General features: G+C 67.7%; 9 protein-coding genes. 3 read left to right on the plus strand and 6 right to left on the minus strand.

Annotation, left to right across the window (positions count from 1 at the left end; genetic code table 11):
• Positions 1-52: 52 nt before the first annotated feature.
• The 4 genes from BMX96_RS12925 to BMX96_RS12940 form a co-directional block, all read right to left on the minus strand.
• Entirely contained in the window at positions 53-1,306 is a 1,254-nt protein-coding gene (locus BMX96_RS12925; RefSeq protein WP_091845866.1) for an amidohydrolase family protein, read from the minus strand.
• On the minus strand, positions 1,303-3,828 hold the full coding sequence (locus BMX96_RS12930; RefSeq protein ID WP_091845867.1) for a branched-chain amino acid ABC transporter ATP-binding protein/permease: 2,526 nt from the start codon (positions 3,826-3,828) through the stop codon (positions 1,303-1,305). Before BMX96_RS12930 ends, BMX96_RS12925 begins: the two co-directional genes overlap by 4 nt.
• 4 nt (positions 3,829-3,832) lie before the next feature.
• Positions 3,833-4,708, minus strand: a complete 876-nt coding sequence (locus tag BMX96_RS12935; protein ID WP_091845868.1) for a branched-chain amino acid ABC transporter permease — start codon at positions 4,706-4,708, stop codon at positions 3,833-3,835.
• 104 nt (positions 4,709-4,812) lie between these two features.
• Entirely contained in the window at positions 4,813-5,985 is a 1,173-nt protein-coding gene (locus tag BMX96_RS12940; protein WP_091845869.1) for an ABC transporter substrate-binding protein, read from the minus strand.
• 225 nt (positions 5,986-6,210) lie between these two features.
• Here BMX96_RS12940 and BMX96_RS12945 point away from each other — a divergent pair, with 225 nt between their 5' ends.
• A complete protein-coding gene (locus BMX96_RS12945) occupies positions 6,211-6,633 on the plus strand; it encodes a nuclear transport factor 2 family protein (protein ID WP_073128957.1) in 423 nt (140 codons plus the stop codon).
• A gap of 9 nt (positions 6,634-6,642) precedes the next feature.
• Here BMX96_RS12945 and BMX96_RS12950 read toward each other — a convergent pair whose 3' ends face one another.
• Both BMX96_RS12950 and BMX96_RS12955 read right to left on the minus strand, forming a co-directional pair.
• Positions 6,643-7,353 (minus strand): GntR family transcriptional regulator, encoded by a 711-nt coding sequence (locus BMX96_RS12950; protein ID WP_091845890.1) that lies wholly within the window; start codon positions 7,351-7,353, stop codon positions 6,643-6,645.
• A 185-nt stretch (positions 7,354-7,538) separates the two neighbouring features.
• Positions 7,539-9,656 (minus strand): copper-transporting P-type ATPase, encoded by a 2,118-nt coding sequence (locus tag BMX96_RS12955; protein ID WP_236737063.1) that lies wholly within the window; start codon positions 9,654-9,656, stop codon positions 7,539-7,541.
• Between the two features lie 147 nt (positions 9,657-9,803).
• On the opposite strand from BMX96_RS12955, the gene BMX96_RS12960 reads away from it, so the two are divergent.
• Both BMX96_RS12960 and BMX96_RS12965 read left to right on the plus strand, forming a co-directional pair.
• Positions 9,804-11,192 (plus strand): multicopper oxidase family protein, encoded by a 1,389-nt coding sequence (locus BMX96_RS12960; protein ID WP_091845891.1) that lies wholly within the window; start codon positions 9,804-9,806, stop codon positions 11,190-11,192.
• A 358-nt stretch (positions 11,193-11,550) separates the two neighbouring features.
• Positions 11,551-12,996 (plus strand): Ig-like domain-containing protein (locus BMX96_RS12965; RefSeq protein ID WP_269085885.1); only part of this gene is annotated, 1,446 nt, incomplete at its 3' end.

The following is a 12,996-nucleotide window of genomic DNA, read 5'->3' on the forward strand; positions in this document are numbered from 1 at the left end:
GCCTTGCCGTCAAAGCATAGAGCAGTGCACAAGGTCCAAATCTGCCTGAGCTTCACCCGGCAAGCGCGGTCGGACGTTGCATGCCCGGCCGAAGCAGACGCGGCTGAGGCGCCTCGAAGCTGAGCGCTCCGTTCTTCACGCCCCAGATCGGCCGGCCGATCTCGGCCACCGCATCGGCGCGGCAGGAGCATGGCAGGGCCACCAGGTCCGCGGGCGCCCCCTCCCGCAGCACCGGGTCGCGGCCCAGCAGGCGAAACGGCGCGTCCGTCACCATGGCAAAGCAATTCGTCAGCGCCTCGCGGCTGCCCAACTGCGCGACATTGGCGAACAGGTTCGCCATGCGCGGTAGCGAGCAGTCGCCGTAGGGCGTGAACGGGTTCAGGACATTGTTGGTGGCGACGGTGCAGCAAAGACCGGCCTCGTGGAACCGGTGGGCCGGGGCCACGCCACGCGGCACGCCGCAATCGTGATCGCGCCCGGTCATGAACAGGTCGGTGGCGGGCAGCACGGTCAGGGCGATGCCCGCGTCCCGCATAAGGGCGATGGTGTCGGCCAGCTGCTCGGGCGGAAGTATGGAAAGCTTTGTCACGTGACCGATCGCGACGCGGCCCTGCATGCCATGTGCGATGGCCTCGCGCGCGACCCAGTCAAGGTGCCGCCAGCTCGTGTCGAGATCGAAATCGAGGTGGAAGTCGAGATCGACGTCATACTCCCGCGCCATGGCGAAAAGGCGCTTGATCTGACCCTCGGGATCGGTGTCGGTGTAGGGGCAGCCCCCCAGTAGATCGGCCCCCTGGTCCAGCGCCTCGCGCAGAAGCGCCTCGGTCCCCGGGTAATTCAGCAGCCCTTCCTGCGGAAAGACGCAGATCTGAAGCTCCACGCCCCAGGCATAGTCCGCCTTGAGCTGGCGCACGGCCTCGAACCCGGCCAGCCCCACGCCCGGGTCGATCTCGACCTGCGTGCGGATGAGCGTCGTGCCCTGCCCGATGGCCTTGTCCAGAACGCGCGCCCCGCGGGCATGGACATCCGCGGCGGTGAAATCGCGCTTGGCACTGCTGACCGAGTCGATGGCGCCCTTGAGCGTGCCCGAGGGGTTCGCGGCGCGGTCCATGAGGCACGCCTTGTCCAGGTGCAGGTGGCTGTCGGCGAACCCGGCGATGACCAGCCCGCCCTTCGCGTCCAGGGCCGGGGCGTCGGTGGCGACATGCGCCGCGATCGTCGCGATCCGTCCGTTCAGGATGCCGATGTCCCGGGGCGCACCGCCGTCTTCCAGGATCGCGTTGCGGATCACGAGATCCAGCGTCATGCCACGACCTCCTTCATCGGGATCTCGTCCGGCTCGGTCGTGCCGCCGCCGAGATAGGCCGCGATCAGCGCCTCATCGCCCAGCAGCTCGTCCGCCGAGCCCTGGGCCACCACGCGCCCTTGCTCCAGCACGTAGGCGCGGTCGGCCACGGCCAGGGCCAGCGTCGCCATCTGGTCCACCAGCAGGATCGTGATGCCGTCATCGCGAAGCTCGGCCAGGATGGCGTAAAGTTCCTCGACCATGGCCGGCGCTAGGCCCAGTGACGGCTCGTCCAGAAGCAGCAGCCGCGGCTTGGCCATCAGACCACGGGCAATCGCCATCATCTGCTGCTCGCCGCCGGACAGCAGCCCCGCCGGGCTGTCCATCCGCTCGCGCAGGCGGGGAAAGCGGGCCAGGATCGCCTCGAGCTCGGAGACGTCGGGCTGGTCCTTGCGCTTGTAGGCGCCGAGCTCGATGTTCTGCGCCACGGTCAGGTCCGGAAAGACCTGGCGGCCCTCGGGCACCAGAACCAGGCCCCGCTCGACGATCTGGTGCGCGGGTCTGCCCTGGATGTTCTGGTCCTCGAGGATGATCTCGCCGGCGGTGGGGGCCATCAATCCCGACAGCGTCTTGAGGAAGGTCGATTTGCCCGCGCCGTTGGCGCCGAGAAGGGCCACCAGCTCGCCCTGACCGACCCGCAGGTCGACCTCTTTCAGCACATCGGCCGACCCGTAGCCCGCGCACAGCTTGCGGGTGATGAGCCGGTCCATCGCGCCGGGCACGTAATCCAGCTCGCGCGGGGGGGCGTCGAGCGTGCCCTCGCCCAGGTAGGCGGCGATGACCTTCTCGTTCGTGCGCACGGCCTCGGGCGTGTCGAAGGCGATGGGCTGGCCCGCGTCCATGGCGAAGATCCGGTCCGAGATACCCATCACCATTTCCATGTCGTGCTCGACCAGCACCACGGCGATCCCGCGATCGGCCAGTTTGCGCAGGATCTCGGACAGGGCGCGCTTGTCGGCCTGCATCAATCCGGCGGCGGGCTCGTCCAGCAGCAGGACGTGGGGGCGCAGGGCAAGCGCGCGGGCGACCTCGACCAGCCGGCGGTCCACGTGGGGCAGATCATCGGCCGGCGTGCCGGGATCGCCGGCATACCCCACCAGCGCCAGAAGGCCGCGCGCCAGCGCCCGGGTTTCGGTGGTCGCCAGCGCCGCGAACGGCGCCCCGGGGCGGCCACGCGGCAGGCCCGCGATCACGTTGTTCTCGGCGCTGAGCGCGCCGAACAGGCGCGTGGCCTGGTAGGTCCGCGCCACGCCCAGCCGGGCGGTGGCGTGCATCGACCAGCCGGCGACGTCCTGCCCCGCCGTCTCGATGCGGCCGGCGCCGGGCACGTAAAAGCCCGAGACCATGTTCAGCAGCGTCGTCTTGCCCGCCCCGTTCGGACCGATGATAGCGGTGACCTCGCCCGGTCTCGCGTCGAAGGTCGCGCCGTCCACGGCCTTCAGCCCGCCGAAGGTGATGCCAAGGCCTTCGACCTTCAGCCCGCTCTTGGTGTCCGGACGGATGAACTCGAGCACCGTGTCCCGCGGCGCGGGCGGCGTCTTGTCGGGATAGCGCGGCAGGAAGGCCGCCACCGTGCCCACCAGCCCCCGTGGCGCGATCAGCAGAACCGCCACCAGGAGCGCGCCGAAGAACAGCAGCCGGTACTCGGCCAGGCCGGACAGCATCTCGGGCAGGAAGACCACGATCGCGGCCCCCGCCAGCGGCCCCAGCACGGTGCCCGCCCCGCCCAGGATGACCGCGAAGAGGAACAGGATGGATTGCGACAGCATGAAGTTCGACGGCGCGATGAATTGCATCAGCGTTGCGAACAGCCCGCCCGCCAGACCGGCCGCGCCGGCCGCGATGGCGAAGGCGGTGAGTTTCGTGACGAACGGGTCGAAGCCGAGAGAGCCTGCCGCGACTTCCTGGTCGCGCAGCGCGGCCATCGCCATGCCCCACCCGCTCGCGGCAAGCGCGCGATAGGCCAAGAGGGAAAGCCCGGCGAGAACGATGGAGAGGACGATCAGCTCGGTCTCGCCGAAGGTGAACCCGAAGATCCCGGGCATGTCGAAGCCCATGAGCCCGTTCTGTCCGCCGGTCAGGCTGCGCCACTCGATGGCGAGGTGCTCGACGATGAAGGCGAACGCGATGGTCACCATGGCCAGGAACGGACCGGCCATCCGGACCGCCGGCACGGCGAGCAGCGCGCCCACGGCCGCCGAAAGCGCGGTCGCCAGCGGCAGCGCCAGCCAGAAGCTCACCCCCGCCTGCATCTGGATCGCGTGGGCATAGGCCCCGATGGCGAAGAAGCCCACCTGCCCGAGCGACACGAGCCCCGTCAGCCCGAACAGCACGTTGAGGCCGACGCAGAGGATCGTCCAGATCGCGACGAGACCGATCACGAACTGCGTGTAGCCGCCGACCGCGCCCAGCGACAGGATCGCCGCCACCGTGAGGGCGAGGATTGTCAGGTCGAGGGTGCGGGTCCGGAGAAGCAATTTCATGGGATCAGACCTTCCGCAGGGCCGCCTGGCCGAAAAGCCCGTTGGGCTTCACGGCGAGCACCGCGATGAGCAGCGCGAAGGTCAGGATGTAGGTGTGGGACGAGCCGAGATAGGTCGTCACGAAGGCCTCGACCAGCCCGTAGATGAAGCCTGCGAGCATCACGCCCGAGGCCGACGTCATGCCGCCCAGGATCGCCACGGCGAAGGCCTTGATGCCGAACAGCGTGCCCATGTCCGAATGCACCGAGAAAAGCGGCGCGATCAGCAGGCCGGCAACCCCGGCCAGCATCGCGGACAGCGCGAAGGATCCCGAGATCATCATGGTCGTGTTGATCCCCATCAGGCGTGCGGCCTCGGGGTTCTGCACCACCGCCAGCAGCGCGCGCCCCTGGCGGGTGCGGCGGAACAGAAGCTGCAGCGCCACGGCCATGCCGATGGCTACGACCGGGATCAGCAGCTGTTGCGGATAGACCCCGGTGCCGAGGATCTGCCAGCTCGTCTCGACCAGCGGCGACGGCAGGCTGCGCGGCTCGTTTCCGAAGGTGAAGAGAACCGTGTTGTCCAGAAGAATGCCGCCCGCGACGGTGGCCATCAGCCACGCCTCGGAGCCCCGCACCGCGAAGGGACGGACGAGACAGAATTCGACCACCATCCCCATGACCGCACAGCCGAGCAGCGCCAGCGGATAGGCCACTATGACGGGAAGGCCCGCCCGCTCGGTCAGCACGAAGCCAAGCACGGCCCCCAGCATGACCATCGAGCCTTGTGCGAAATTGACGCGCGAGCAGACGGAATAGGTGATCTGGAAGCCCAGCGCGATCAGGCCATACATCGCCCCAAGGCCGATTCCGGTCACGAGGGCAGTCACGAAAAGGGTCATCTGGCGCTCCGGGCTGTGGCCGTCAGGGAAAAGGCCCCCGGCGCCGACGCCGGGAGTGTGTCAGCGGCGGCCCGGTGGGAAAGCCAGGGCCGCCGCGCGTGCGCTCAGTCTTCGAGCGGGACGATCTCGCCCTCGACGAAGTTGGCGAAGATGTAATCCTGCGGCCCCAGGGCGTCCTGATCGTCCGGCGTGAACGGCTTGTCGTAGGTCTTGATGACGCCCTCGACGCCCTCGATCTCGTACATGGCCTCGCGGATCGCCGGGCCCTCGGTCGAGCCCGCCTTCTCGATGGCCGCGGCCAGCAGCAGCGTCGCGTCATAGGCGTTGGCGATGCCGGTGGCGGGCGTCACGTCGGCCAGGCTTTCGATCTCGGGAAACTTCTCCTGCAGCTCGACGAAGAGCGGATGCTCGGGGTCGGTGAACAGGAAGGTCTGGATGAAATGCACCTTTTCGCCCGAGGGGCCGGCCAGCTCGGTGAAGCGGCCGCCGGCCGGACCCCAGTGCGACGCGATCGGAACGTCCCAGCCCATGCGGTCGAGCGACTTCACCACCTGCGCCGAGGGGGCCACGTTGGCCACGAGGAACAGGCCGTCCGCGCCGTTTTCCCGCAGGCGCGTCAGTTGCGGCACGACGTCCACGTCGTTCGATTCGAACTTCTCGATGCCGGCATGTTCCATGCCGCGCTTTTCCAGCGCCTTGGTCAGCCCGGCCTCGTTCGACTCGCCCCAGGGGTTGTTGATGAGAATCATGCCCGGCTTTTCCGAGCCGTATTTGGTGACGAGATACTCGGTGATCGCCTCGTCGACGAATTCATCCACGGCCGAGACGCGGAACACGTAGTTCTCCTCGGCGCCGTTCTTGGTGATGGGCGTGCCCGCGGCCCAGGGGCCGATGAACGGCACCTGCGCGTCGTTCGCGAAGGGCACGATGGCCAGCGACACGGGCGTATCCAGACCGCCGATCATCGCGGCGACGCCTTCGCGCTGCACCAGTTCGCGCGCGGCGATCAGGCCCTTGCCCGGGTTGCTTTCGTCGTCGCGGCTGACCAGCTCGAGCTCGCGGCCCAGCACGCCGCCCTCCGCGTTGATCTTGTCCAGCGCCAGCGTGATGCCGCGCGTGATCGCCTCGCCCGACTTGGCGGATTGTCCCGACAGGGCGGCGACCAGGCCGATCTTGATCGGATCCTCTTGCGCGAAGGCCGGAATGGCCGTGCTGAGCGACAGCGCGGCGGCCCCCGCGATCATCAGGCGGCGGGTGAGCGGGAAGCGGTTGGGCATCGTGTGTCTCCGTGAGCAGGACCAGGTGATGCAACCAGAGGCGCGGGACCGGGCCGCGCTGTCAAAAGAAGCAAAGCACGAAACGGGACCTTTTCCCGCGTGGCCCCCGGCTCTGCCCAAAGATCGGGCGAATTGCATGCAATTTTTGTATTTATTTATCGCATGCAGATTGCGCGGCGCCGGATTTGTGGCACGTCTCGAATCGCCGCAACGAAGGAGAACGCCATGCCCGCCCCCCTTGTGACCGACTACGACGCCCTGCCCGACGAGGCCCGGATCGTGCACGATTACCTCGAAGCCTCGATGAAACCCGACCCCGAGCGCGCCGCGACATACATGGCCGAAGGTGTCGTCATCACCTTCACCGGTGGCCGGGTCTTTCATCATCCCTCCGGCCCCACAGGCTTCAATGCGATGCGCTATGCCTGGGTGAAGAAGGACATGCGCCAGTTCGACGTGGCGCAGGGGGCCGAGGGCACGGTGGTTTACTCCACGGGCTATCTTTACGGCGAATGGCCCGACGGAACGCCGTTCGAGGGCAATCGCTACGTGGACCGTTTCGTCGTCGAGAACGGCAAGATCGTGAAGATGGACGTCTGGAACGACAGCGCCGAACGGATCCTGACCGCCCGCGGCATCGAGGCCTAGCGCGCGGCGTCAGCCCTTCTCGCGCACCGTGCTGGCATAGGGTTCCAGCGCATCGAGATGCGAAAACCCGTTGATGTCGGCCCCGTTGAACTGCGCCCGCGCGGCGACCTGGTCGAGATGCAGCCGCGCGATGCGCTGGGCTTCGGCCACGTCGCCGGACCTCAGCGCGGCGACGATGTCGCGATGTTCCTGGATGCCGCAATGGGTCGAGTGGGGCCGGGAGAATTGCGACAGGGTGAAACCGCAGCGATAGCCGATCTCGTTCACGTAGCGGATCAGGACCGGGCTGCCGGTGAGCTCGGCCATCAGGATATGGAACTCGGTCGCGAGCCGGATCGAGATGGCCGATGGCCCGGCGCTCGCCTCGTCTTCGCGGGCGATGTGATCGTTGAGCGCGGCTTCCTGCTGGGCGGTCAGACCCTTGGCGAGCCGCGCGATGACGAGGTCCTCGACCTGGGCGCGCAGCTCGAACAGGTCCCGCGCCTCTTCCAGGCTGGGCTGGGCGACGGCCGCACCGCGATTGTGCCGCAGTTCCACCAGGCCCTCGACCGCGAGACGCTCCAGCGCCTGGCGGATGATCGTGCGGCTGGCGCCGAAACGCTCGCCCAGGGAATCCTCGGGCAGTTTCATTCCCGGCAAAAGGGCCCGCTCGAGGATCGCGGATCGCAGGGCCACGCAGATCAGGTCGGTCCGGTTCTTCTGTTTCGCGCTGGGTGACATCAGGTCTCTCAAATTCTGCACGGCCCGGATCATGAATGTGCCCGCGCGGACGCCCGCAACTGGCGATGCCGCACAATGCTAAGGGCCCCTCCGGCGAGGTTCCAGCCCAAGGCGCGGCTGCGGTGCGATTATCCGCAACCGTGCCTCCTGCACGAGGCGCCGCAATCGCGGACGGGACCGGCGGCCTACAGCCTGATTGCCCGCAGTCGCAGCGAGTTGCCGATGACGGACACGGACGAAAGGCTCATGGCCGCCGCGGCGATCATCGGCGACAGCAGGACGCCGAAGAACGGGAACAGGATCCCCGCGGCGATGGGAACGCCGGCCGAGTTGTAGACGAAAGCGAAGAACAGGTTCTCGCGGATGTTGCGCATGGTGGCCTGCGCCAGGACCCGCGCCCGGACGATGCCGCGCAGGTCGCCTTTCACCAGCGTCACACCGGCGCTTTCCACCGCGACGTCCGCGCCGGTGCCCATGGCGATGCCCACATCCGCTGCCGCCAGCGCGGGCGCATCGTTGACGCCGTCCCCGGCCATGGCCACCGAAAGGCCCTGTGACTGCAGCGCCGCGATCAGGTCCGCCTTGTCCTTCGGCGAGACGCCTGCCCGGACTTCGTCGATCCCGAGATCGCGCGCCACGGCCTCGGCCGTGCGCTGGCTGTCACCCGTCGCCATGACGATGCGCAGCCCTGCGTCGTGAAGATCCTTGATCGCGCCGGACGTCGTCTCCTTGATCCGGTCGGCGACCGCGACGACCCCGGCGAGTTTCCCGTCCACGGCCAGCAGCATCGCCGTCTTTCCTTGCCCCTGCAACTCGGCGATCCGCGCCTCGGCGTCGCCCGGATCGATCCCGAGATCCTTCATCAGACGCGCATTCCCCAACCCGACGGTGCGACCATCCACGACACCGCGTACTCCCTTGCCGGTGACGGCATCGAAATCCGACGCATCGATCCGTGGCGCATCGCGATCCTCGGCTCCGGACAGGATTGCCTCGGCCAACGGATGCTCCGAGCCCCGCTCGAGCGCGGCCGCGATGGAAAGAATCCGGGTCTCGTCGTGGCCGGCGAGGGCCACGATGTCGGTCAGGCTTGGCCGACCCTCGGTCAGGGTTCCGGTCTTGTCGACCACGAGCACATCCACCTTCGCGAACCGCTCAAGCGCCTCGGCGTCGCGGATCAGAACGCCCGCCTGCGCGCCGCGGCCCGTGGCGACCATGATCGACATCGGCGTGGCGAGGCCGAGCGCGCAGGGACACGCGATGATGAGCACGCTGACCGCCGCGACGACGGCATAACCCAACGCCGGAGACGGCCCGAAGACAAGCCACAGCAGGAAGGCCAGCACGGCGATGCCGATGACGGTCGGCACGAAGTAGCCCGCCACGCGGTCGGCCAGCGCCTGGATCGGCGCGCGCGATCGCTGGGCCTGCGCGACCATCGTGACGATGCGGCTTAGCACCGTGTCGCTGCCCACGGCCTCGGCCGTCATCACGAACGAGCCGGTCTTGTTGAGCGTACCACCCGTCACGCCATCGCCCTCGGTCTTCTCGACCGGGACGGGTTCGCCGGTGATCATGCTTTCGTCCACCGACGACCGACCCTCGGCCACGGTCCCGTCCACCGGCACCGACTCGCCCGGCCGCACCCGCAGGCGGTCGCCCGCTTTCACGGCGTCGAGCGGTACATCTTCCTCGCCCGCCTCGGTCACCCGGCGCGCGGTCTTGGGTGCGAGGTCCATCAGCGCACGGATCGCGTCGCCGGTGCGGTCGCGCGCGGTCAGCTCCATGACCTGGCCGACGAGAACCAGGATCAGGATCACCGCCGACGCCTCGAAATAAAGTGGCGGCCCATGATCGCCTTGCAGGTTGGCGGGAAAGATCCCGGGTGCCAGCAGCGAGACCAGGCTGAAGCCATAGGCCGCCCCTGTGCCGATGGCGATGAGCGTCCACATGTTCAGGTTGCCGGTGACGATCGAGGACCAGCCGCGCTTGAAAAAAGGTTTCGCCACCCAGGCCACGACGGGCGTTGCCAACAGGAATTGCAGCCAGCGCACGGTGGTGCCACCGAACCAGTCCGCCCAGGGCAGCCCCATCATTCCGCCCATCTCGAGCAGCAGGACGGCCAGCGCGAGCGGCGCGCCGATCCAGAGCCTGCGGCGGAAGTCGATCAGTTCGGGGTTCGGACCGGCATCGGCCGATGGCATCATCGGCTCCAGCGCCATGCCGCAGATCGGGCAGTCGCCCGGCCCTTCCTGCACGATCTCGGGGTCCATCGGGCAGGTATAAAGCGTGCCTTCTGGCATCGGCTCGGGCGCGGGCCGGTCGCCGAGGTATCTGTCGGGCGCGGCCTCGAATTTCTCCTGGCAGCGCCCCGAGCAGAAGTAGAACCGCTCGCCCGCGTGCTTCGCCCTCTGAGTTGCAAGACACCGCCCCCTTTTTGGAGAGTTTCCATGCCCACAATGACCCGCCGCCAGTTCAATCGTGCGCTGCTGGGCTCTGCCGCGGCTTTTGCCCTGCCGCGGATGACTCCGGCCGAGACCACCCCGACGCTCGTTGCCGGCCAAGCGCGTGTGCGCCTGGCGCCCGGCGACTATCCCGAAACGGAGGTCTGGGCCTATGGCGGAACGGTCCCGGGCGCGACGATCCGCCTGCCCCAGGGGGGGCGCGTGACCCGGCGCTTCGTGAACGAACTGCCGCAGGCGTCGAGCGTGCACTGGCACGGGATCCGGATCGAGAACGCCATGGACGGCGTCGCAGGTCTGACCCAGGCGGCGGTCGAGCCGGGCGATGACTTCCTCTACGACTTTACCGTGCGGGACGCCGGGACCTACTGGTACCATCCGCACAATCGCAGCTGGGAGCAGATGGCCCGCGGGCTCTCCGGCGCGCTGATCGTGGACGAGGCCGAGGGCGCGCCAGACGTCGATATGGACGAGGTGCTGCTGATCGACGACTGGCGCATGACGGATCGGGCGGAGATCGCGGAGGATTTCGGCGCGATCCACGATTGGGCGCATGCCGGCCGGATCGGCAACTGGATCACCGTGAACGGCGACGGCGCATGGTCGCGCGAGGTTCAGGCCAAGGCGCGGTTGCGACTGCGGCTGGTGAACACGGCGAACGCGCGGATCTTCTCGCTGGGCGCCAAGGGTCTGGAAGGATGGGCGGTCGCGCTCGACGGCATGCCGCTCGATAAACCGGAGCCCTTGGACCGACTGACGCTGGCCCCCGCGCAAAGGGTCGATCTGCTTGTCGATGTCACCGCTGACGACGGCGACGAGGCCCTGCTCGTCAGCTCGGAACGCGATGGAGACTATGCCCTCGCCGCGTTCCCCGTTCGAGGCGCTGCCCGCACCGCCCGGCTGGCCGAGCCGGGTCCGCTGCCCCCCAACCCGGTCGCGACGCTCGGTCCTCTGAATGACGCGCGGCGGGCCGAGCTTCTGATGGAGGGCGGTGCCATGGGCGGCATGCGCAGCGCCATGATGGGCGGGCAGATGATGGACATGCGCGACATGGCCGCGGCCGGCAAAGTCTGGGCCTTCAACGGCATGGCCGATATGGACGAAACCCCGTTCATCGAGGCCGACCGGGGCGAGACGATCCGCATCGCCATGACGAACGACACGGCCTGGCCCCACGCGATGCACCTGCACGGCCATCATTTCCATCGCGTGGCCGAGGATGGCTCGTTGGGGCCCTTGCGCGACACGCTGCTGATGGACCGGGGCGAGACGGCCGAAATTGCCTTTGTCGCCGACAATCCCGTTGACTGGCTGCTGCATTGCCACATGCTGGAGCATTCCGCCGGCGGCATGATGACCTGGTTGCGGGTGGCCTGAGACGCCGCCCGCCGCTCGCAGACGAACCGGCAGCACACGAATCCGGCCGGGACACGGCGCTCGAAGAAGCCTTTGCGCGCGTTCCACCTCACGATCGGCGAAACGGCCGTTGCACGACGCTTGTCTGTCGCGCGCGGTCGAATGTGCTGCCTCGATAGCCGCAACTCTGCCGCGCGGATCGTTCACTTGCCTCCTGTTTCGGCAGCGAGGCCGGCGACCCTCGTCGGTTGCCGCAAGGAAAGCCAAAAAAATTTACCACCGGCGCTAGCGGGCTGATAGTCCTCGGAAGTGAGAACGCGCGCAGAAAGTGCAGAAGGCGGTCGCGAATGGGCACCCGTCAGCGCGGATTGGAGTTCGAATGCCTCCCAAATCCCCCTTCCAAAAACTCTTTAAATTCAACCCCCTGGAAGACCTGTCTTTGGTCGGGACTGACCGGCGAGACATCCTCGTGACCCGCTTTGGCGATGACGTGGTGGATGCGAAGGGTGGCGACGACATTGTGATCACCGGCGCAGGTGACGACCAGGCGGATGGCGGCGCGGGCAACGATCTGATCAATGGCGGTCGCGGCGACGATCTGATCCGCGGAGGAGAAGGCGCGGACATCGTCATCGGCGGCAAGGGCGACGACACCGCGCTGATGGAGGGCTCGGTCGAGGATTACACCTTCAGCTTTGGACCGGCCCCGGCATCGAAACTGTTCAGGATCACGGATGCATCCGGATCCACAGACCGGATGATCGGCATCGAGAAGCTGGTCTTCGACGCGGATGGCTACACGCTGTTCCTGGACGGGACCAACAACGCGGTGCGGGCGGGCGATGACCTGATCGCGGCAGACGAGGATACCGGGGCCTCGGTCAGCGTGACCCAACTGCTTGCGAACGACGTCGATTTCGATGGCGACAGCCTGAGCGTTGTCGGCGTATCGGACTCGGCCGCCGGCGCGACCGTCACCCTGGTCGGCGACCAGGTCATCTACGACGGCGCGTCGGCATTCCAGTCGCTGGCGGAAGGCGAAACGGCAAACGACAGCTTCACCTACGAGGTTTCGGACGGCAACGGCAGCACCTTGACGGCCACGGTGAACGTGGTGGTCACGGGCCGCAACGACGCCGCGCGGATCACCTCCGACGCGACCGCGACCGTGGCAGAGAACACGACCGCCGTGCTCACCGTCACGTCGGAGGACGACGACAATGGGTCGACCGCGACCTACGGCATCGCCGGAGGCGCTGATGCGGCGCTGTTCGCGATCGACCCGACCACCGGCGCGCTGTCGTTCATCGCCGCCCCGGATTTCGAGAATGCCGCGGACGCCGACACGAACAATATCTACGAGGTGTCGGTCAGCGTTTTCGACGGCTTCGAGACCACGACGCAGGACCTCGAGGTGAGCGTCGCGGACGAGCTGGAAGTCGATCGCCAAGTGGTGGCGTTCGACCTTGTCGGCTCGGCGTCGCAGAACCTGCTCAGCTACTCCAACCCGTTCGATCCCGCGGGCGGCGGGACCGGCTTCGCGTCGCCCGGCGACGGCTTCGGGATCTTCGACCGCGACGACTCGGCCTCGGTGCCCTTCGCCCTGCTCGACGACAGCCTCGCCATCTTCACGCCCGACAGCCTCGGCATCATCAAGGATGGCAACGCCGACGCCTTCTTCGGCATCACCGACACCGAGAACGGCGACAATGCCGGCCCCGTCACTGCCGAGTGGGTGTTCGACATCGCCGGCTTCTCGGACCTCGAACTCAGCGTCGATTTCGGCGCGATGGGCGACTTCGAGAGCAGCGACGTCTTCACGATG

It is taken from the genome of Palleronia pelagia, assembly GCF_900110115.1.
Lineage (GTDB): Bacteria > Pseudomonadota > Alphaproteobacteria > Rhodobacterales > Rhodobacteraceae > Palleronia > Palleronia pelagia.

Excerpts from the sequence above, each read along its gene's own strand:
- BMX96_RS12925 (WP_091845866.1), bottom strand. The coding sequence starts at position 1,306 with ATGACGCTGGATCTCGTGATCCGCAACGCGATCCTGGAAGACGGCGGT.
- BMX96_RS12930 (WP_091845867.1), bottom strand. The coding sequence starts at position 3,828 with ATGAAATTGCTTCTCCGGACCCGCACCCTCGACCTGACAATCCTCGCC.
- BMX96_RS12935 (WP_091845868.1), bottom strand. The coding sequence starts at position 4,708 with ATGACCCTTTTCGTGACTGCCCTCGTGACCGGAATCGGCCTTGGGGCG.
- BMX96_RS12940 (WP_091845869.1), bottom strand. The coding sequence starts at position 5,985 with ATGCCCAACCGCTTCCCGCTCACCCGCCGCCTGATGATCGCGGGGGCC.
- BMX96_RS12945 (WP_073128957.1), top strand. The coding sequence starts at position 6,211 with ATGCCCGCCCCCCTTGTGACCGACTACGACGCCCTGCCCGACGAGGCC.
- BMX96_RS12950 (WP_091845890.1), bottom strand. The coding sequence starts at position 7,353 with ATGTCACCCAGCGCGAAACAGAAGAACCGGACCGACCTGATCTGCGTG.
- BMX96_RS12955 (WP_236737063.1), bottom strand. The coding sequence starts at position 9,656 with ATGCCAGAAGGCACGCTTTATACCTGCCCGATGGACCCCGAGATCGTG.
- BMX96_RS12960 (WP_091845891.1), top strand. The coding sequence starts at position 9,804 with ATGCCCACAATGACCCGCCGCCAGTTCAATCGTGCGCTGCTGGGCTCT.